18 protein-coding genes are annotated in these 19,953 nt (G+C 65.7%); 14 read left to right on the top strand and 4 right to left on the bottom strand.

Translation table 11 applies throughout. From position 1 onward, the window contains the following. The first annotated feature begins 31 nt into the window (after positions 1-31). The 14 genes from pilO to coaE all read left to right on the top strand — a co-directional run bounded on the left by pilO (position 32) and on the right by coaE (position 15,279). Positions 32-619 (top strand): type 4a pilus biogenesis protein PilO, encoded by a 588-nt coding sequence (pilO, locus tag NT151_12185; protein MCX6539674.1) that lies wholly within the window; start codon positions 32-34, stop codon positions 617-619. Then, a complete protein-coding gene (locus NT151_12180; protein ID MCX6539673.1) occupies positions 616-1,074 on the top strand; it encodes a pilus assembly protein PilP in 459 nt (152 codons plus the stop codon). Before pilO ends, NT151_12180 begins: the two co-directional genes overlap by 4 nt. Positions 1,075-1,093: 19 nt before the next feature. Then, positions 1,094-3,481 carry a type IV pilus secretin PilQ gene (gene pilQ / locus NT151_12175; GenBank protein ID MCX6539672.1) on the top strand — a complete coding sequence of 796 codons (2,388 nt, stop codon included), beginning with the start codon at positions 1,094-1,096 and terminating at the stop codon, positions 3,479-3,481. Between the two features lie 29 nt (positions 3,482-3,510). Continuing rightward, positions 3,511-4,134, top strand: a complete 624-nt coding sequence (locus NT151_12170) for a hypothetical protein (GenBank protein ID MCX6539671.1) — start codon at positions 3,511-3,513, stop codon at positions 4,132-4,134. Positions 4,135-4,289: 155 nt separating this feature from the next. Then, positions 4,290-6,395: a PKD domain-containing protein gene (locus NT151_12165; GenBank protein ID MCX6539670.1), complete on the top strand. Its 2,106-nt coding sequence runs from the start codon at positions 4,290-4,292 to the stop codon at positions 6,393-6,395. 2 nt (positions 6,396-6,397) lie between these two features. Beyond that, the gene (locus NT151_12160) at positions 6,398-6,991 is read left to right on the top strand and encodes a tetratricopeptide repeat protein (GenBank protein ID MCX6539669.1); all 594 of its coding nucleotides are present in this window, start codon (positions 6,398-6,400) and stop codon (positions 6,989-6,991) included. 285 nt (positions 6,992-7,276) lie between these two features. Then, positions 7,277-8,437 carry a Xaa-Pro peptidase family protein gene (locus NT151_12155; GenBank protein ID MCX6539668.1) on the top strand — a complete coding sequence of 387 codons (1,161 nt, stop codon included), beginning with the start codon at positions 7,277-7,279 and terminating at the stop codon, positions 8,435-8,437. Between the two features lie 4 nt (positions 8,438-8,441). Next, positions 8,442-8,939: an acetyl-CoA carboxylase biotin carboxyl carrier protein gene (gene accB / locus NT151_12150; protein ID MCX6539667.1), complete on the top strand. Its 498-nt coding sequence runs from the start codon at positions 8,442-8,444 to the stop codon at positions 8,937-8,939. Beyond that, positions 8,939-10,309 (top strand): acetyl-CoA carboxylase biotin carboxylase subunit, encoded by a 1,371-nt coding sequence (gene accC, locus NT151_12145; protein ID MCX6539666.1) that lies wholly within the window; start codon positions 8,939-8,941, stop codon positions 10,307-10,309. Before accB ends, accC begins: the two co-directional genes overlap by 1 nt. 5 nt (positions 10,310-10,314) lie before the next feature. Beyond that, complete coding sequence (thiE, locus tag NT151_12140; GenBank protein MCX6539665.1) at positions 10,315-10,974, top strand: thiamine phosphate synthase; 660 nt, start codon at positions 10,315-10,317, stop codon at positions 10,972-10,974. A gap of 193 nt (positions 10,975-11,167) precedes the next feature. Next, positions 11,168-12,664, top strand: coding sequence for an amino acid permease (locus NT151_12135; protein ID MCX6539664.1), 1,497 nt, complete (start codon positions 11,168-11,170; stop codon positions 12,662-12,664). 23 nt (positions 12,665-12,687) lie between these two features. Continuing rightward, positions 12,688-13,710 carry a potassium channel protein gene (locus NT151_12130; GenBank protein MCX6539663.1) on the top strand — a complete coding sequence of 341 codons (1,023 nt, stop codon included), beginning with the start codon at positions 12,688-12,690 and terminating at the stop codon, positions 13,708-13,710. 24 nt (positions 13,711-13,734) lie between these two features. Next, complete coding sequence (locus NT151_12125) at positions 13,735-14,664, top strand: bifunctional 5,10-methylenetetrahydrofolate dehydrogenase/5,10-methenyltetrahydrofolate cyclohydrolase (GenBank protein ID MCX6539662.1); 930 nt, start codon at positions 13,735-13,737, stop codon at positions 14,662-14,664. Between the two features lie 6 nt (positions 14,665-14,670). Continuing rightward, the gene (gene coaE, locus NT151_12120) at positions 14,671-15,279 is read left to right on the top strand and encodes a dephospho-CoA kinase (protein MCX6539661.1); all 609 of its coding nucleotides are present in this window, start codon (positions 14,671-14,673) and stop codon (positions 15,277-15,279) included. Here the strand turns inward: coaE and NT151_12115 are convergent. The 4 genes from NT151_12115 to NT151_12100 are packed head-to-tail and all read right to left on the bottom strand — an operon-like array spanning position 15,272 to position 19,947. Beyond that, positions 15,272-16,480 carry a tetratricopeptide repeat protein gene (locus tag NT151_12115; GenBank protein MCX6539660.1) on the bottom strand — a complete coding sequence of 403 codons (1,209 nt, stop codon included), beginning with the start codon at positions 16,478-16,480 and terminating at the stop codon, positions 15,272-15,274. The two genes, coaE and NT151_12115, sit on opposite strands and share 8 nt — an antisense overlap. Then, positions 16,480-17,439, bottom strand: a complete 960-nt coding sequence (locus NT151_12110; GenBank protein ID MCX6539659.1) for a KpsF/GutQ family sugar-phosphate isomerase — start codon at positions 17,437-17,439, stop codon at positions 16,480-16,482. The genes NT151_12115 and NT151_12110 overlap by 1 nt, the downstream gene beginning before the upstream one ends. Further along, positions 17,436-18,281, bottom strand: a complete 846-nt coding sequence (gene kdsA, locus NT151_12105) for a 3-deoxy-8-phosphooctulonate synthase (protein MCX6539658.1) — start codon at positions 18,279-18,281, stop codon at positions 17,436-17,438. Before kdsA ends, NT151_12110 begins: the two co-directional genes overlap by 4 nt. Positions 18,282-18,294: 13 nt before the next feature. Then, positions 18,295-19,947, bottom strand: coding sequence for a CTP synthase (locus tag NT151_12100; GenBank protein MCX6539657.1), 1,653 nt, complete (start codon positions 19,945-19,947; stop codon positions 18,295-18,297). Positions 19,948-19,953: the final 6 nt, after the last annotated feature.

Here is a 19,953-nt window from a genome sequence, read left to right as displayed (position 1 = left end):
CAGGGTTGACCCCGATACGACTGAAGAAGTCATGGACCTGAGTCTGAATAAATGGCCGTGGTACACCCAGGCTGGAGCCTTTGTCGCCCTCGCCATCTGCGGCGTGGCGGCGTTCTACTACCTGTACGCCACGCCCGTGATCGCCGAGCAGACCGAGCAGCAGGTGCAGCTGGACGCGCTTCGGGTGGAGATCCGCAAGGGGATGGCCATCGCGGGCAAGCTGCCGCAGTTCCGAGCCCAGGTGGCGGAGTTGCAGAAGCGGCTCGACGGACTTCGGGCGGTCCTGCCGGAAGAGAAGGATTTCGGAGACCTGCTTCGCAGTCTCCAGACGCTGGCGATGCAGTCGAACCTGACGATCAGATTGTTCACGCCTGCGCCGGTGGTGGCCAAGCAGATGCACGCCGAATGGCCCATCAACGTCGAGCTCGATGGGACGTACCACAGCCTCGGGATGTTCTTCGATCGGATCTCGAGGTTCTCGCGCATCATCAACATCGGCAACGTGCGCATCCGGGCCAAGGACAAGCCCGATCCCAACACCAGCATCCAGGTCGCGTTCGTGGCGACCACGTTCGTGTTGGTGGACGCCGCCAAGCCAGATACAGGAGTCAAGAAGTGAGGCCCTGGTTGCTGGCGTTTCTGCTCGTGGCCGTGTCGGCGAGCGGTCAGGAACCGGCGCGCCGGATGGTGCCGCCGCAGCCCAGCGCGACCGCGCCGCCGGCGTACGCCTACAACCCGGAAGGGCGCCGCGATCCGTTTGTCAGCCTGCTGCGCCGTGGCCGGGAGACGGTGCGTCGGCCCGACGGCAAGGTGGTAGATGGGGTCCGCAGCCTGCTGGTCAACGAGATTGCGCTCAAGGGCATCCTGCAGAGCCGCGGCGACAATATTGCGCTCGTCCAGGGGCCGGACAACAAGACGTACCTGGTGCGCGTCAACGATCGATTTCTTGACGGGTTCGTGCGAGCTATCACGGCGAACGCGCTCATCCTGATGCAGGACGTCAATGATCCGCTGTCGGTGACCAAACAGCGAGAGGTGCGCAAGACGCTGCGCCCCATGATCGAGCAGAAGTAACGCCGAGAGGAAGGCTGTGATGTCGATGGGCCGCCAAGAATCGTCGAATCGCCGGATGACGCGAGCGGGCCGCCTGGTCTGGCTGGTGGCAGGCGTAGTGCTTCTGATCTCGCCCCTGCACGTTGCCGGCGACGGCTTGGGCAGGGCACGGCTGGTGAATGTCTCGACCCGGATCGAGGGGCGCGCGACGGCCGTCGTGATCGAGACTAGCGAGCCGGTCGCCTACGTGACGGCGCAGCCGGACCCCCTGACGCTACTGGTAGACCTGCGCGATGTCACGATCGGATCATCACCGTTCCTCGAGAAACAGAAGGGCGTGCTCTCTGACCTGAGCGTTGAAGCCGCGAAAGCCGATGACGGCACCAGCATCGCCCGCGTCAAGCTGACGCTCGCCAAGCCCGGCAGACCGACCGTGCGCAGCAGGTGGAACACGGTGATCGTCGAGTTCGGCGCGCGCCTCGGTGATGCGGCCATCGGAGCCTCCGGCGCGGGCCCGCGTGCGGCGTCCGCCGTGCCGCAGGGCGAGTCGTCGGCTCCGGCAGCAGCCCCGCAGACCGTCGTCAAGCCGCCCGTCAAGGCGCCGGCGGAGTCTGCTTCACCGGCCGCCCAGAAGCCGTCGACGGCCGAGCAGCCAGGCGTCGTAGGTACGTTGACCGGGATCGAAATCACGACCGGGCCCGACGGCACTCGCGTGCGATTCACCGGCACGGGCCGACTAGAGCCCTCGTCGGTCGAGCCAACCAGGTTGCTGCCAGCCCGACTCGTGATCGACTTCCCGCAGGTCCTCACCAAGGTGCCGGCGGTCACGGCGGTGGGGAAGGGACCGATCGATAAGATCCGAGTGGCCATCAACAGTTGGCAGCCGCTCGTCACGCGCGCCGTCATTGATCTTAAATATCCGGTCGCGCATCGCGTCGAGACAACCGAGTCCGGCCTCACGATCCTCCTTGACCCGACGCCGGCCGTGCCGCCAACCCCTGCGCCATCGCCGACGCCTGGCGTGGTGCCGCCCCAGACTCCTCGACCCGAGCCTCCGCCTGCGGCAGCCCCGCAGCCCGAGGTGAAACCCGCACCGCCGGCTGCCCCGGCCCCGAACGTCACAATACCGGCTCCGGCCCAGGCAACGCAGGCCGATCCGTCTGGCCAGGGCGTCAAAAAGTACACCGGCCACCTGATCAGCTTCGACTTCCAGCAGGCCGACTTGCGAGCGGTCCTGCGCAGCTTCACCGAGATCAGTGGTCTCAACGTCATCGTCGATCCCAGCATCAACGGGACCGTCGACATCGTCTTGAAGGACGTGCCGTGGGATCAGGCGCTCGAGCAGATCCTCGGCGCCAACAAGTTAGGCTACACCATTGAGAACAACGTCGTGCGGATCGCGAAACTGGACGACCTCGCCGCCGAAGAAGCGGCACGCCAGAAGCTGAAGGAAGCGCAGGCCACCTCGGGCGAGCTGAAGGTGCTGACCAAGACGTTGAGCTATGCGAAGGCTGCCGACATGCAGATGCTGTTGCTGAAGAGCGTGCTGACAAAGCGCGGCGACGTGCAGGTGGATCCGCGGACAAACACGCTCATCATCAGCGACCTGCCGGCGGCGCTCGAACGGGCCTCGCAGTTGGTCAACACGCTCGATCGCCCCGAGCCGCAGGTGGAAGTCGAGGCCCGCATCGTCCAGACGTCGCGCGACAGCGCCCGCGCTCTTGGCGTGCAGTGGGGCCTGTCGGGCAGGGCCGTGCCGCAACTGGCCAACACGACGCCGATCACCTTCCCGAACCAGGTCGGGGTCAGCGGCCGCAGCGGCGGCACGTCGCAGACCGCGCAGGGCGGGGCCCTGAACAACGCGGTCAACCTGGGCGTCACCGCCGCCAGCAGCGCGGTCGGCCTGGCGATGGGCTCGGTCAACGGCGCCTTCAATCTCGACGTGGCGCTCTCCGCGCTCGAGCAGAAGGGCAATCTCCGCGTGCTTTCGTCACCCCGCGTGATGATGCAGAACAACTACGAAGCGGAGATGACGCAGGGCATCCAGATCCCGATCCAGGTGGTGTCGAACAACACCACGACGGTCACTTTCAAGGACGCCGCGCTCACCTTGAAGGTGCGGCCGCAGATCACCGCGTCGAACACCGTCATCATGGACGTCAAGCTCGAGAACTCGAGCGCTGACTTTTCGAAGGCGGTCAACGGCATTCCCCCGATCAACACGCAGCGTGCCTGGACCCAGGTGCTCGTCAACGATAACGACACCATCGTCATCGGCGGCATTGTCGTGAGCCAGGAGCAGGCACAGAACGACAAGGTGCCCGTGATGTCGCGGATCCCGCTGCTCGGGTGGCTGTTTAAGCGTGACTCGTTCACCGACGAGAACCGTGAGCTTCTGATTTTCATCACGCCGCGGATCCGCCGGTAGCCGGCGGATAGAGGGCAGGAGAAGGCGATATGCAGGACAGATGGCACACCCGACGCGCCGCTTCGCGATGGATCGGCTGCGGCTTCCTCACCCTGGCGCTGGCGGCGATCAGCGCGTGCGGGCAGATGAATTCGACGGGACGGGCCTCGTCGTACCTCCTCATCGATTTGCTGCAGGCGGCATCGGGCGCTAAGCCCGACACCTTCTCGACCACTCTGCAGTCCGACGTGCTGACCAAGGGCAGCATCTACGAGGACCCGGGCAAGGTCACGTTGCGCATGGCGCTCAAGGACCCCGGCACCGCCGCGTCGCCCAACGCGCCGACGACCACCAACTGGGTGACCGTGACGCGCTCCCACGTGTCGTTCCGGCGATCGGATGGCCGGAACACGCAGGGCGTCGACGTGCCCTATGCGTTTGACGGCGCGGCCACCGGCACCTTCGACTCGGCCGGCGGTTCGCTGGTCTTCGTCCTGGTCCGGGCGCAGGCCAAACTCGAGTCGCCGCTGGCGGAACTGCGCGGCAGCGGGGGAGACATCATCATCTCCACGCTCGCCGACGTGACGTTCTACGGGCAGGACCAGAACGGCAATCAGGTGTCCGTGACGGGCACCATCTCGGTGAACTTTGCCGACTGGGCCGACCCGGCCTGACGGGCGTGATTGAGGCGACCCGATCTGACGTGGGTGATTGGGACGACCCGATTTGACGTAGGGGCGCGATTGATCGCGCCCGCAACGGATGCGAGCGGCCGGCCGGAGAGTTCGTAATGAGCGCAGCACGGGCTGCATGGGGACGGGGCAGGACCATGACGCGTAGAATCAACGTCGTCGCACTGATCGCGGGAGTGGCGTTGGCGGGCAGCCTTGGCTGCAAGGCCAAGACGCAGGATGCACCGCCGCTGGCGGGGCCTTCGGAACTGGCGACCGCGATTACGATCTACGCGAGCCCGGACACCATCACGCAGGACGGCGCCTCGCAGTCGCAGATCACCATTCAGGCGCGCGACGCCCGCAGTCAGCCGATTGCGAATCTGCCCATCCGTCTGGAGACCAGGGTAAACGGCGTGGTCGCCGACTTCGGGCAACTCTCCAGCAAACAACTCGTGACCGGTGGTGATGGGCGGGCCACGGCCTCCTACACCGCGCCCGACGCGCCACAATCGGCGGCCGACGTGTTGTCGTCGGTCACGATTCTCGCGACGCCGGTAGGCGCCGACGCCGCCGGAGCGACGGCCCGAAGCGTCACCATCCGCCTCACCTCGCCTGGCATTGTTATTCCTCCCTCGAACGCGCCCAAGGCCGTCATGGCCTTTACGCCCAACAACCCTCTCGCCGGAACTGACGTCGTGTTCGATGGCGGGCTCAGCACCGTCACCGGCGCGCGCATCGTCACGTACGCCTGGGACTTCGGCGACGGTTCGACCGGAAGCGGTTCGCCGGTCACACACCGGTTCGTGGAGGGAGGCACCTTCACCGTCCGGCTGACCGTAGCAGACGACCGGGGCCTCACCGGGACCACGACCGGAGATGTCACCGTCAGAGATACCTCGTCGCCGACGGCGAGTTTCGTGTTCTCGCCCACCAATCCGGTGGTCAACCAGCGGATCTTCTTCAATGGAACCGGGTCGACCGCGGCGGCCGGCAGGACCGTCGTCAGCTACGCATGGGACTTCGGCAACGACCAGACGGCAACCGGTGCGAACGTATCCACGAGCTATCCTGCGGTCCAGGAATACGTTGTGTCGCTCACGGTCACCGATGATCTTGGTAAGAAGAACACCGCCACGAAGACCGTCGGGATTGGAGCCGGCGGATCTGTGGCGCATTTCAGTTTCTCGCCGACGGCGCCGACCACGGGCCAGGTTGTGTCCTTCAACGCCAGTGGGTCGTCCAGTCAGTTCCCGATCACCGGCTACACGTGGGACTTCGGCGATTCGTCCACCGGCACCGGGGTGAACCCGACGCACACGTACGCATCGGCGGCGACCTACGTGGTGCGGCTGATCGTGACCGACAGCAACGGCAGCACGGCGAGCACCACGAACAATGTGACCGTCACCGCGTCTGGTGCGACTCCGCCGACGGCAACCTTCACCTTCTCGCCGTCGTCTCCCGGCGTCAACGAGAGTGTCTTCTTCAATGGTTCGACATCCACGCCTGGCGCGGGACACACAATCGTGTCCTACGCATGGTCGTTCGGCAACGTCGCTGGCTTCACCGGGACGGGGGTGACGACGTTCACCTCGTACACGACCGCCGGGACGTACTCGGTTCAGTTGAAGGTGACCGATGAAGTGGGCCAGAGCGTGACATCGGCGGTACAGACCGTCACGGTTGGAAATCCACCGGCGCCGACGGCAAACTTCACGTCCTCGCCGACCGGACCGGTCGTTTCCGACAACGTCGTCTTCGACGCGTCGTCGTCCACGACCGCGCAGGGCCAGACGATTACCAACCTCGCCTGGAACTTCGGCGACGGGACGCCGATTGTCACCTGCCCAGGGGATTCAACCTGCGTCGGGACCCGGATCATCTCCCACTCGTACACTCAGGCCGGAACCTACGTCGTCAACCTCGTCGTGACCGACAGCGCGGGCCGAACTGGTGCGAAGTCCGCGACGGTCACGGTCGGGACGGGGAACCCCGAGCCAGTGGTCACGTTCTCGCCGACCACGGGGGCACACCCCATCACCATCGGCTTCAGCTCTGTTGGTTCAAGACTGTACAGCGGTGCGACGATTCGCACGTGGGCATGGGACTTTGGCGACGCCGCCTCCGGGGTCAACAACACGGCGTCCAACGACAACCCCTCGCACCAATACGTCAGCGGGGGCACGTATACTGTCAGGCTTACGATCACGGACAGCCGGGACCGTGTGGGTACAACGACGGTCACGGTTATCATCCAGTAGCGATGCCCGACAACCCGCGGATTGACAATCTTCGGCGCCGGATCCAGAAGGATCCGGCGTCGATTGCCTTTGCCCAGCTGGCCGAGGAGTACCGGCTGGCGGGCAGTTTTCGCGAGGCGATCGAGGTGTGCACGGCAGGCCTGAAACGGCATCCAGGATATACCTCCGCCCGCGTCACGCTCGGGCGAGCCCTCCTGGAGCTTGGCGAAACCGATGATGCCTACCGGGAATTGACCGACGTGCTGAAGCACGCCCCCGAGAATCTCGCCGCGATTCGCGGTCTGGCGGAGGTGCACCGCCGCCGTGGCGAGCTGCCCGAGGCCATTGAGCAATTCAAGAACGCGTTCGAGTTGGCGGGCAGCGATCCGGGCATCGAACAGCTGGTGCGGGATCTCCGCCGCGAGGTCGGACAGAAGACCGCTGCCGGTGCCCCACGGCACGGGGCGTCATGGGGTGACGTGGGCGCCGCTGCGGCGGCGACGGCCGCCGACGGCCCCGATCAGGCTCGCGGACGGCGCGTGTCGGCCTACCTTCATCGCTGGCTCGAGGCGATCATGGCCGAACGGCGGGGCCGACTCTACCCGGCGAAGTCCTGAGCGAACGCGTTTGTGGGCGACCCGTGAGTCGAAGGGCCCAGTTCTGAGCGAACGCGTTTGTGGGCGACCCGTGAGTCGAAGGGCCCAGTCCTGAGCGAACGCGTTTGTGGGCGACCCGTGAGTCGAAGGGCCTAGTCCTGAGCGAACGCGTCTGTGGGCGACCCGTGAGTCGAAGGGCGAAGTCCTGAGCGAATAAATTCGCGGCCGAATTTGTGAGTCGAAGGGCGTAGTTCGGAGACGCCAACGCCGCCGGCCCACGAATTGTGAGAAAATCCCCATCAGAATATGCCTAATCTGACCGCAGACCTGCTGCAGGCCCGCCACGAGCGGGTGCGTCGCACATTTGATACAGACCGGCTCGACGCGCTGGTGGTCACCCACCTGCCCAATGTCCGTTACCTGACGGGATTTGACGGCAGCGCGGCCATCGCCGTGCTGACGCGAGACGAGCTGGTCTTCATCACCGACGGCCGCTACGTCACGGCGGTCCGGGAGTCGGTCGCGCCCACCTGCCCGGCCTTCCGACTCGTGCCGGTCGACCCGACCTACGACGCGACGCTGGTCGGGGTGATCGACCAGACCCGGCTGCTACGGGTCGGCTTCGAATCAGGCTATTTGTCTGTCCGGCGGCACCAGTGGATTGTTGCAGCCCTGGAGGACCTGGCCAGTCATGGGAGCGCCAGGGTCGAGCTGGTGCCAAGCGACCGCCGGGTTGAGTCCGAGCGTCTTCGGAAGGACCCGGCGGAACTGGCGGCGTTCAGGCAGGCGGGCGAGCTGCTGGACCGGGTGGCCGCCGACGTCCTGGCGTCCATCCGGGTGGGACAGGTCGAGCGCGACATTGCCGCGGAGATTGATTTTCGGCTGAAAAAGGGCGGATTTGAGGGGCCGGCGTTCGACACCATCGTGGCGTCAGGACCGAATTCTGCTCTTCCGCATGCCCGGCCAGGGCCCCGGGCTCTCACGCCGGGCGACCTGGTCGTACTGGACTTCGGGGGGGTGTACGACGGATACTGCGTCGACCTGACCCGCACCGTCTGCGTGGGTGAGCCGTCGGCCGAGGCGCAGCGTCTCTACGACGCGGTTTTCGAGGCCCAGACGGCCGCGCTAGCTGTCATCCGGCCGGGCGTACGGGTCAGCGAGGTCGATCAGGCAGCCAGGGGCGTGCTGGAGCGGCACGGTCTTGGCCCGGCGTTTGGACACGCCACCGGGCACGGCCTCGGCCTCGAAGTGCACGAAGAGCCCCGAGTCGGCCCACTTCGCACCGATGTCCCGGGCGTTGCCCCTGTGTCGCGGGACGAGGTGCTGGAGCCGGGTCTGGTCATCACCGTCGAGCCGGGCGCCTACGTCGCTGGCCTCGGCGGGGTTCGGATAGAGGACGATGTGGCTGTGGTGGCGGGCGGAGCCGAACTGTTGACCCACGTCTCCCGCAAGCTTCTGGTGGTATAGCGTCATGAATGTCGACGAGATTCGAAGCATTCTCGAACTCGTGCGTGAGCACGATTTGACCGAGTTCGAGCTCGAGGTTGACGGGACCAAGATCAAGGTCAAAAAGGCCGGACCCCCACAGTTCGTCCAGGTGCAAAGCGCGCCGTCGTATGCGCCCCTGCCGTCGGTCGCAGTGGCCCCGTTTCCTGGCGCGGCCCAGCCAACGGCCGCACGGCTCGCTGAGGCGCGGCCGGCATCGAGCACGGAACCTGTCGGCGCCGACATGGCCATCGTCAAGTCGCCGATTGTCGGCACCTTCTACCGGGCGCCCGAGCCCGGAGCGCCGCCGTTTGTCGAAACCGGTGCGCATGTGAAGAAGGGCCAGGTGCTCTGCATCATCGAAGCGATGAAGCTGATGAACGAGATTGAGTGCGACTACGACGGAGAGGTTGTGGCCGTCTACGTCGAGAATGCCCAGGCGGTTCAGTACGGAGAGCGTCTGTTCGCCGTCAGGGTGAAGTGATGTTCAAGAAAATCCTGATCGCCAACCGTGGCGAGATTGCCCTGCGCGTCATTCTGGCGTGCCGGGAAATGGGCATCAAGACCGTCGCGGTGTATTCGGAAGCCGACGAAGAGACGCTGCACGTCCGGTTTGCCGACCAGGACGTGTGCATCGGTCCTCCCCGCGCGACCGACAGCTACCTGAACGTGCCAGCCATCATCAGCGCCGCCGAGATCACGGGCGCGGATGCCATCCACCCGGGTTACGGGTTTCTGTCGGAGAGCGCATATCTGGCCGAGGTGTGCGAAGCCTGCCATATCAAGTTCATCGGTCCGAATCCGCAGGTGATCCGCCTGATGGGTGACAAGGCGCGCGCGCGCCGGGCGATGAAGAAGGCGGGCGTGCCCGTGCTTCCCGGATCCGAAGGCACGCTGGACAGCGAAGATCAGGCCCTGAAGATCGCCCAGGACATCGGCTATCCCGTTATCATCAAGGCCACCGCCGGAGGCGGCGGGCGCGGCATGCGCGTCGTCCGGAATCCGTCGGAGATGTCCCGGGCCTACCGGACGGCGTCGCGCGAAGCCGAGGCGGCGTTTGGCGTGCCGGACATCTACGTCGAGAAGTACCTCGAGAATCCCCGGCACATCGAGTTCCAGATCCTCGGCGATCATACCGGCCACGTCGTGCACCTCGGCGAACGCGAATGCTCGATTCAGCGTCGGCACCAGAAACTGATCGAGGAGTCGCCGTCGCCCGCGCTCACCGACAAAATCCGCAGGAAGATGGGCGCCATCGTCGTCGACGCGGCGCGCCGCGTTCAGTACACCAACGCGGGCACGTTCGAATTCCTGATGGACGAGGAAGGCAAGTTCTACTTCATGGAGGCCAACACCCGGCTCCAGGTCGAACACGGCGTCACCGAACTGGTGACCAATGTCGACATCGTTAAGGAGCAAATCCGCATCGCTGCCGGCGAACGGCTGTCGTTTCGCCAGTCCGACATCACCTTCAGGGGCCATGCGATCGAGTGCCGCGTCAATGCCGAGTGTCCCGACACGTTCATCCCGTCGCCGGGTACCATCAGGACATTCAGCATCCCCGGCGGGCCTGGGATCCGCGTGGATACGGCGATGTATGCCGACGCCACCGTCACCCCATACTACGATTCCATGATCGCCAAGATCATGGCCTTCGGCCGGGACCGCGACGAAGCGATTGCCCGGATGCGGCGCGCGCTGGACATGACAGTGATCGAGGGCATCAAGACCTCCATCCCGCTTCATCGCAGGATTCTGGAGTCTCCCGACTTCATCGCCGGCAGATTGAATACCGGGTTCATGGAACGGTTCCTCGCCGCACCGAAGTCGAACGGGCTGGCCGAAGCGGTGTAGGCTGCGTGTTGCTTTCACCCCTCTACGCCATCGTTGATGCCGACGTCGCGTTGCGCGCCGGCTGGACGGTGGCCGACCTGGCCGGCGCCTTTCTCGATGGCGGCGCCCGGCTGATTCAACTCCGCGCGAAGCTGGCGTCCGGACGTGATTTCCTGCGCTGGGCCGAACGCCTGGTGGACAAGGCCCGGCCGGCCGGGGCGCACATCATCATCAACGACCGTGTGGATGTCGCCGCCATGGCGGCAGCCGATGGGGCGCACGTCGGGCAGGACGACCTGCCCCCGCGCCGGGTGCGCGACATGCTGGGTGCCAGGGCGCTCGTCGGACTGTCGACGTACACGGACACTCAGCTGAGCGATGGTTTGACCGAGCCGGTGTCGTACCTGGCGGTTGGGCCCGTGTTCACTACCGGTACAAAGGAGACGGGCTACCCGGCGGGAGGATTGGATCTGGTTCGGCGGGCGGCGCGCATCCTTGCCGAGCACGCCACTCAGACAAACGGAGCCAGGATGCCGCTGGTTGCCATTGGCGGCATCACGCTCGAACACGCGCCAGATGTGATTCGCGCGGGAGCCGATTCAGTGGCGGTCGTCTCCGACCTGCTGTCAACCGACGATCCCGCCGGCCGGACTCGCGCTTTCCTTCGCGCCCTTGGCACGCCGTAGCCCTTCGACAAACTCCCTTCGACTACGCTCAGGGAGCCCCGAGCAACGTCCAGGGGCTCAGGGCGAAGGCGGCGATAGGCGCTTCGCCTGCCCTTGCCGTCCATGTATAATGCCCGCACCCTGGCGGTTACTGCGCCTGCGGCGGATGACTGGACCCCGGGCGTTTACGTGTCGCTACTTGGAGGACCATCTGATGTCGATGTGGGCCACGAAGTCGATGGAGCAGTTGAGGGCCGAGGCGGCCGAAACCGGCGAGCATAGTCTGAAGCGCGTGCTCGGACCCGTCAACCTCATCACCCTTGGAATTGGTGCGATTATCGGGACCGGCATTTTCGTCCTGACCGGGCAGGCCGCCGCGCAGTACGCAGGGCCGGCGATCGTGCTGTCGATGGTGCTGGCCGGAGTGGCCAGCGCGTTGGCGGGCCTGTGCTACGCGGAATTTGCGTCGAGCGTGCCGATTGCCGGTTCGGCGTACACGTACGGCTACGCGACGCTCGGCGAGTTTGTCGCCTGGATCATCGGGTGGGACCTGATTCTCGAGTATGCCCTCGGCGCGGCCACAGTGGCCGTCGGCTGGTCAGGATATGTCGTCAGCTTCCTCCACGATTTTGGCATCCAGTTCCCGGCCGCCCTGAGTGCGGCGCCAGGGACCGTGGTGACGCTTGTCGATGGCAGTTCGGTCACGGCGGTCTTCAACCTTCCGGCCGTGCTCATCACGGTGGTTGTCACGATGCTGCTCATTGTCGGGATTCAGGAATCCGCCAACGTCAACTCGGTGATCGTCATCGTGAAAGTGGCCGTGGTCCTGCTGGTGATCATCGCCGGCGCCGCGTTCGTGAACCGCGCGAACTGGACGCCGTTTATTCCGCCCAACACCGGAGAATTCGGCTACTTTGGGTGGAGTGGCATTGCGCGTGGAGCCGGGGTGATCTTCTTCGCCTACATCGGATTCGATGCCGTCTCGACCGCCGCGCAAGAAGCGAAGAACCCGCAGCGTGACATGCCCATCGGTATTCTCGGATCGCTCGTGATTTGCACCGTGCTCTACTTGGCGGTCTCGCTGGTCATGGTCGGGCTGGTGCCGTACACGCAGTTGGGCGTCCCGGCGCCGATGGCGGTGGCCATCGACGCGGCACGCGTACAGGCGCAGGGCACGGCGTGGGCGGGGTTCGTTGGGATGTTGCCCTTCCTCGTCAAGCTCGGCGCGATTGCCGGCCTGAGCTCCGTGATGGTCGTGATGATGCTCGGCCAGCCTCGCATTTTCTACTCGATGGCCAAAGACGGGTTGCTGCCGGCCTGGGCGAAGAAGATTCACCCGCGGTTCCGCACCCCGCACATCACCACGATCGTGACCGGCGTCGCCGTCGCGCTCGCCGCGGGCTTCACGAAGATCAGTATCCTGGGCGAACTGGTCAGTGTCGGGACGCTGCTCGCCTTCGTCATCGTGTCGCTCGGGATTATCTTCCTCCGGAAGAATCGGCCCGACGTCAAGGCGCCGTTCCGAACGCCGCTGGTGCCGCTGGTGCCGATCCTGTCGGCGCTCGTGTCGTTGGCGCTGATGGCCAGCCTCCCGCTTCCCACGTGGGAGCGGCTGATCATCTGGATGGCAATCGGCATCGCCATCTACTTCGGATATGGCCGCCGTCACAGCGAGTTGCGCAAGCGGCTCGCGGCGGGCGCCAAGGGTTAGGCTTTAGACTGAGAGCCTTGGGTATGTCGAAGGGCGACTGGTTCAGCCGGGTCCGCGGGCCGTGGCTGGCCGTCGCCCTTTTGCTTGTCGTGCTGGCCGGCGGCAGCGTGGGCTATGTGGTCATCGAAGGCTGGTCCCCGTGGGACGGCTTCTACATGACCGTGACCACCATCACGACGGTCGGGTTCAGAGAGGTTCATCCGCTCTCGCGGGCGGGCGAGGTGTTCACGGTCGGCGTGATCGTCGCGGGCGTCGGAACGGCCTTTTACACGTTCACGCTGCTGGCGTCACTTGTGGTCGAAGGAGGGCTTCACCAGCGCCTCGAGCGCCGGCGGCGGCAGCGTATGCTCGAACAACTGCGCGATCATTTCATCGTGTGCGGATACGGCCGGATCGGCAGCACCATCGTCGAGGAACTGCGCCGGCAGCACGTGCCGTACGTGGTCATCGAGCGGGACCCGGAGCGGGTGCACGAGGTCATCGAACAGCGCGGCCTCGCCGTGGTGGCCGACGCGAGCAGCGAAGAGGTGCTGAGACGCGTGGGCATCGATCGGGCGCGGGGACTGATCGCCGCCGTCGGGACCGACGCCGAGAACGTTTACGCCGTGCTCACGGCCCGCGACATCCGGCCCGATCTGTACATCATCGGCCGCGCCGAGACCGCGGACGCGGAGCGCAAACTGCTGCGCGCGGGCGCGAACCGGGTCGTGTCGCCGTACCGCATCGGGGCTCGGGAGTTGGCCCAGACGGCGCTGCGTCCGGCCGTCGTGGACTTCTTCGAACTCGCGACCCGATCGGGCAATCCCGAACTCGCCATCGAGCAGGTGACCATCGCCGACCACAGCGGACTGGTCGGACAGACCATCATCGAGGCCAACGTGCGTCAGCGGTTCGGCCTGATCGTGGTCGGCATCCAGCGCCGGGGCGGGCGTATGGAGTTCAATCCTCCAGGAGACGCGGTGATGCAGGCGGGCGACCAGTTGGTCGTGCTCGGCCGCACCGACGGGCTTCGCGAACTCGAAGTGGCCGCCGCCCAGGCGGCATGACGGTTCTCAGGAGGAACGACCCCGATGGCTGCGCGCATCCTTGATGGAACCTCCGTCGCCGCCGCGATTCGCGACGAACTCCGGCCCCGCATCGCGGCTATCGCCGCCGCGATGGGTCGGCCGCCCGGCCTCGGCATCGTGCTGGCCGGCCACGATCCCGCCTCCGAAATCTACGTCCGGAACAAGTTGAAGAAGGCCGAGGAGATCGGCCTCCATGCCGAATTGATTCGCGTCGAGGCTGATCGGCACGTACAGGACGTGCTCGATGCGGTCGGCCGTCTCAACCGGCGCGACGACATCGACGGCGTCCTGGTCCAGTCGCCCCTTCCCGCGGGCATGGGCGACGAAGCGGAGATGCGCGTGATTGACGCGATCGATCCGGCGAAGGACGTGGACGGATTGACCACGGTCAATGTCGGGCGGCTTGTCCAGAACCGGGGAGGCCTCGCCGCCTGCACGCCCACCGGCGTCATCGAGATGCTCGAGCGTGCCGGTGTGCCCATCAAGGGCGCCCACGCGGTCGTGATCGGGCGCAGCGACATCGTGGGGAAGCCGATGGCCATGATGCTGCTGCATCGTCACGCGACCGTCACGATCTGCCACTCGCGGACGCGGGATCTGCCGGCCGTCGCACGGACGGCCGACATCCTCGTGGCGGCGATCGGCAAGCCGGCATTTGTGACGCCGGACTTTGTCAAGCCTGGCGCTGTCGTCGTCGACGTCGGCACGACACAGGTGACCGATCGTGCCGTCGTCGATGCCTTGTTCGCGCCGGGATCCCCGAGGCTCGCGGCGTTCGCGAGAAACGGTTCGCTCGTCGTCGGCGACGTGCATCCCGCCGTCGCCGAGGTGGCCGGCGCCCTCACGCCTGTGCCAGGCGGCGTCGGGCCCCTCACGATCGCCCTGCTGCTCGCCAACACCGTTCGGGCTGCCGAGGCTCGCCTCGCGAGGTAGCGCCTGATGCTACGTGTGGCGATGACCGGCGGTATCGGTACGGGGAAGAGCGCCGTGCTCGTCGCGCTCGCCGAACTCGGTACGCCGGTTCTCGATGCCGATCCCCTCGCGCACTCGGTGATTGCCCGCGCCACGCCAGGCGCGGCGGCTGTGCGGATGAGGTTCGGCGAGCAGGTGCTCTTTCCCGACGGCAATGTCGACCGCCGCAAGCTCGGCCAGATCGTCTTTGGCGACGATCAGGCGAGGCGGGATCTCGAAGCCATCATCCACCCGGAGGTCTACCGGACGATCCAGGAGTGGATGGCCGCACAGGCGGCTCGCGGCAGCGTGCTGGCGGTGGCGGAAATCCAGTTGCTGTTCGAGATTGGCAAGGACGGCGACTTCGACAGGACCGTCGTCGTGGCCTGTGAGCCGGAGACCCAGGTGCGGCGCGTGATGCGACGGTCGAAACTGCCCGAATCGGAAGTGCGGCAGCGTGTGGCCGCGCAGATGCCGCTCGACGAGAAGGTCCGACGCGCCAGTTATGTCATCTGGACCGATGGCACGCTCGACGACACGCGCAGCCGGACCACCGCAGTCTGGCAGTCGCTCATGCGTGACGCCGGGGCTATCTAATTTCCTGCGCCGGCGCGATGCGGTCTTCCACAAACGAGTCCCACTCGTGACAATGCGGGCACTGCCAGAGCAGCTCGGTGCTCCGATAGTGGCATCGCTGGCACACGTGTGGGTCCAGATAAAACACCGACTGCCGCGTCAGCTCGATGTAGCGCTTGACCAATGACGCGTCGAGTCCGAGGGCGACCAGCGTCTGCCAGATCTCCTGGTGGACCTTGATGGCGTGGGGGCTGTGCGACAGCGCTTCGAACAGCAGCTCCAGCGCCTCGTGGCCAGATCCGCGCGCGAGCAGGTGTCGTGCCAGCGCCGTGTGGGCACGCCAGTCCTGCGGATTGGCGGTGATCAGCCGTCGGCAGAGCACCTGGAACCGCTGGGTATCGGACTGCTTCATCAGCAGCGACTCGAGACGCTCGAACGCCAGGTACGCACGTTCGGGCGCCACTTCCGCGACGCGTTCCCAGGCGGCCTCGGCGGCGGCAAAGTTGCCTTCGAAAAACCGGACGTCGCCCAGGCTGAGGTGCGCCGGGATGACCCGTTCATCCAACTTGATGGCCGAGAGGAAGTGTTCGGCTGCCGCGGCGTAGTCGAGCTGCTTGAGTTTGTCGCGACCCATCTCGTTCTCGAGAAACGCCAGGATCTGCTGGTGACGCGGCTGTTCAGCGTCGTCAGTCACGTCGATGAGGCGCTGGCGCACGTCGCGTGCCTCCTGCCACTGGTGCTGCTCTTCGTGTAGTTTCTCGAGGTTCACCATCGCGTACGGATTCCGCGGATCGAGGCGAAGCACCTCGTTGAATGCCTCGAGAGCGCGATCGACGAATCCGCCCCGCTTATAGTCCAGGCCGAGACAAAGCAGGATGTAGGCGTGTTCGAGATGCGTGAGCTTGGGCCGCTGCAGCAATGCCTGGTGGATCGTGATCGCCCGGCCGACCTGCCCCTTTTCGCGATGCAGGTTGCCCAGGATCATCTCGATCTCGAGCGCGTCGGGCTGCAGCCGGGCCGCCCGGCTCAATTCATCAATGGCGCGGTCGATCTGGTTGGCGACCAGGAAGTTCAGCCCCAGGATGTAGTGCGGCGACTCGCGCGCCTTCCGTCGATCGATCCAGCGTCCCTCCCGCAACTTATAGCGCTCCCAGGCCTTGCCGGCCGCAAGGCCGACGAGCAGGGTGAGCAGTGCCGCGAGGAACGTCGTGTAGGATTCCATCAGAACATCTGCGTGCGCCAGAGGTCGTGCAGGTGCAGCACGCCCTCCAACCTGCGGTCCGCGTCGACGACGACGAGTGAGGTGATCTTGCCCCGTTCCATCAGGGCAAGCGCTTCCACGGCCAGAAGCGTTCGCTCAATGGTGATGGGCCCCGCCGTCATCACGTCCGCCGCCCGCCGTTCGAGCAGGCCGCCGTCAATCAGGTGCCGCCTGATATCGCCGTCGGTGATGATGCCGGCTAGGCGTCCGTCGGCGTTGGTGACGCAGGTCATACCAAGTCGCTTGCCGGAGATCTCGGCCAGCACGACTGGCATCGGCGTATCCAGCGACACCACCGGCATCTGGACTCCCGTGTGCATCAGCGTCTCGGCGCGCAACAGGCGCTTGCCGAGTCCCCCGCCCGGGTGGAGGTACTCGAAATCCTCCTGCCGGAATCCTTTGGCGACCAGCAAGGTCATCGCGAGCGCGTCGCCCATCGCGAGCGCCGCCGTCGTGCTCGCGGTCGGCGCGAGATTGAGCGGGCAGGCCTCCTCGCTCACGCCGCAGTCGAGGACGATATCGGACGCGCGTCCGAGCGTCGACAAGGGCGATCCCGTCATGGCCACGAGTTTGGCGCCAATCCGGCGGATGGTCTCGAGCAGCCTGAGCAGTTCAGCCGTTTCTCCGGTGTAAGACAACGCCACGACGACGTCGTTGCTTTGGACGACACCAAGGTCGCCGTGGACCGCCTCTGCCGGATGGAGAAAGAAGGCCGGCGTACCGGTGCTCGTGAAGGTGGCCGCCATCTTCCGCGCGATGATGCCCGACTTGCCCATGCCCGTGACGATCACGCGGCCCTGGCATTGGTAGAGCAGCGTCACGACCTGCGAGAACCGATCATCAACACGGTCGACCAGGCCGAGCACCGCCGAGGCTTCAATGGTGAGCACCTTGCGCGCCAGGTCCAGGTCAATCGTCACGGCCGACTCCCATCCGAGGCCCGGCGAAGCGCGTCAATCCCGACGAGCAGGCGCAGCAAGGGTTCCAGGGCGTCAAGCGCCAGGGTATTCTGCGCGTCGCTATACGCTGCGGGCGGGTTCTCGTGGATTTCGAGAAACACCCCATCAATGCCAGCGGCCACGCCGGCCGGCGCCAACGTGTCGATGTACTGCGCCTGGCCCGCCGTCACGCCGTCCCCGCCGCCCGGCAGTTGCAGGCTGTGCGTGACGTCGAACACCACCGGGAACCCGAAGCCCCTGAGGATCGGAAACGACCGCATGTCCACCACCAGGTTGTTGTAACCGAACGACGCGCCGCGTTCGGTCACGATGATCTGGCGGTTGTTGGCCGACGTGATCTTCTCGATGGCGTGCCGCATGTCGTGCGGCGCGAGGAACTGGCCCTTCTTGATGTTGATCGCCTTTCCCGTGCGTGCGGCCGCCAGCAGCAGGTCGGTCTGCCGGCACAGGAAGGCGGGAATCTGCAGCACGTCGACCACCTCGGCCGCGCGCGCCGCCTGCCCGGGTTCGTGGATGTCGGTGAGCACGGGCACGCCCAGCTGGGCCTTGACTGCCGCGAGGATGCGCAGGCCGTCGTCAAGGCCGGGACCCCGGTACGAGCGCAGCGACGTGCGGTTCGCCTTGTCGAACGACGCCTTGAAGATGAACGGGACACCGCAGCGGCTGGCGATATCGGCGATGGAGGAGCCGAGGCCGATGGCGTGCGCCTCGCTCTCGATGACGCACGGGCCGCCAACCAGGACGAGCGGATGGCCGCCGCCGATGGTCACAGAGCCGATGGTTACCGGTGTCACGGTGGTCATTATAGCCCCCCCGTCACACGGCTGATTCGGCCCGGCGGGCGTCCAGTCGCTTCGTCTGATGTTCGAGGCTCGCCCCGACGAAGCTGGCAAACAGCGGGTGCGGGCGAAGCGGCTTCGAGAGGAACTCGGGGTGGAATTGCACCGCGACGTACCACGGGTGGTCCGTCAGTTCCATGATCTCGACGAACTTGCCGTCCGGCGACTTTCCGGAGATGCACGCGCCGTGTTCCACGAGGATCTGCTCGTACAACCGGTTGAACTCGTAGCGATGTCGATGGCGCTCCGAGATCACCGTCGAGGCATAGATGCGGTGGGCGAGCGACCCCGGCACGATCTCACACGGGTACTGGCCGAGCCGCATCGTGCCGCCGAGGTCATCGATGCCCAGCAGATCCCGCAGCTTGTAGATGACCTTGTGCGGAGCCTGCTCGTCGCACTCGGTCGAATCGGCGCCTTCGAGGCCGCAGACGCTCCGGGCGAAATCCACGGCGGCCCACTGGAAGCCGTAGCAGATGCCGAAATACGGGATGTGGCGCTCGCGGGCGATGCGGGCTGCGCGCATCATCCCGCGCGTGCCGCGAATCCCGAACCCACCCGGCACCAGGATGCCATCGGCGTCATCGAGCAGGTGTTCGCCGCCGTCACGTTCGAGCGCCTCGGCCTCGACCCAGAGAAACTTCACCCGGGCGCGATGCGCGAACCCGCCGTGGTAGAGCGCTTCATTGAGGCTCTTGTACGAATCGGTCAGCTCGACGTACTTGCCCACCACGTGGATCGTGATGTCGTGCTCGGGGTGCTTGATCCGGTCGACCAGATCCTCCCACGCCGTCATGTTCTTCTCGGTCTGCGGCAGGTGCAGGTACTTCAGCACGATTCGATCGAGTCCTTCATCGGCGAAGGCCAGCGGCACCTCGTAGATGGTGTCGACGTCCCGCGCTGTGATCACGGCCTCCTCGCTGACGTCGCAGAAGAGCGAGATCTTGCGCTTGATGTCGCCCGGCAGCGCACGGTCGGTGCGGCAGAGCAGGATGTCGGGTTGGATGCCGAGCGACCGGAGGTCGCGCACGCTGTGTTGCGTGGGCTTGGTCTTCAACTCGCCGGCCGTGCCGATAAACGGCACCAGCGTCAGGTGGACGTAGAGCGTGTTCTCGCGGCCGACATCCTGGCGCAGCTGGCGGATGGCCTCGAGGAACGGCTGGCTCTCGATATCGCCCACCGTGCCGCCGATCTCGACAATCACGACGTCGACGTCTTTGGCGACGCCCTCGACGCACTGCTTGATCTCGTTGGTGATGTGCGGGATCACCTGGATGGTGCGCCCCAGGTAATCGCCGCGCCGCTCCTTCTGAATCACGGACATGTATACGCGCCCGGTGGTCCAGTTGTGATTGCGCGTCGTTCTCGTGTTCGTGAACCGCTCGTAATGGCCCAGATCGAGATCGGTTTCGGCTCCATCGTCGGTCACGTAGACCTCGCCGTGCTGGTACGGGCTCATCGTGCCCGGATCGACGTTGATGTAGGGATCGAGCTTCTGCAACGTGACCCGATAGCCATGCGCTTCGAGCAGGCAGCCGATCGAGGCCGCCGCCAGGCCCTTGCCAAGCGACGACACCACGCCGCCGGTGACGAAGATGTATTTGACTGGCTGCCGTTCGTTTCTTTCCATAACGTC

It is taken from the genome of Acidobacteriota bacterium (assembly GCA_026393675.1).
GTDB lineage: Bacteria > Acidobacteriota > Vicinamibacteria > Vicinamibacterales > JAKQTR01 > JBAXOX01.
This window is presented reverse-complemented; position numbering and strand designations above follow the sequence as displayed.

Bases quoted from the DNA above. Each gene is read 5' to 3' on its own strand.
- pilO (MCX6539674.1), top strand. From the start codon at position 32: ATGGACCTGAGTCTGAATAAATGGCCGTGGTACACCCAGGCTGGAGCC.
- pilQ (MCX6539672.1), top strand. From the start codon at position 1,094: ATGTCGATGGGCCGCCAAGAATCGTCGAATCGCCGGATGACGCGAGCG.
- NT151_12170 (MCX6539671.1), top strand. From the start codon at position 3,511: ATGCAGGACAGATGGCACACCCGACGCGCCGCTTCGCGATGGATCGGC.
- NT151_12165 (MCX6539670.1), top strand. From the start codon at position 4,290: ATGACGCGTAGAATCAACGTCGTCGCACTGATCGCGGGAGTGGCGTTG.
- NT151_12160 (MCX6539669.1), top strand. From the start codon at position 6,398: ATGCCCGACAACCCGCGGATTGACAATCTTCGGCGCCGGATCCAGAAG.
- NT151_12155 (MCX6539668.1), top strand. From the start codon at position 7,277: ATGCCTAATCTGACCGCAGACCTGCTGCAGGCCCGCCACGAGCGGGTG.
- accB (MCX6539667.1), top strand. From the start codon at position 8,442: ATGAATGTCGACGAGATTCGAAGCATTCTCGAACTCGTGCGTGAGCAC.
- accC (MCX6539666.1), top strand. From the start codon at position 8,939: ATGTTCAAGAAAATCCTGATCGCCAACCGTGGCGAGATTGCCCTGCGC.
- NT151_12135 (MCX6539664.1), top strand. From the start codon at position 11,168: ATGTCGATGTGGGCCACGAAGTCGATGGAGCAGTTGAGGGCCGAGGCG.
- NT151_12130 (MCX6539663.1), top strand. From the start codon at position 12,688: ATGTCGAAGGGCGACTGGTTCAGCCGGGTCCGCGGGCCGTGGCTGGCC.
- NT151_12125 (MCX6539662.1), top strand. From the start codon at position 13,735: ATGGCTGCGCGCATCCTTGATGGAACCTCCGTCGCCGCCGCGATTCGC.
- coaE (MCX6539661.1), top strand. From the start codon at position 14,671: ATGCTACGTGTGGCGATGACCGGCGGTATCGGTACGGGGAAGAGCGCC.
- NT151_12115 (MCX6539660.1), bottom strand. From the start codon at position 16,480: ATGGAATCCTACACGACGTTCCTCGCGGCACTGCTCACCCTGCTCGTC.
- kdsA (MCX6539658.1), bottom strand. From the start codon at position 18,281: ATGACCACCGTGACACCGGTAACCATCGGCTCTGTGACCATCGGCGGC.
- NT151_12100 (MCX6539657.1), bottom strand. From the start codon at position 19,947: ATGGAAAGAAACGAACGGCAGCCAGTCAAATACATCTTCGTCACCGGC.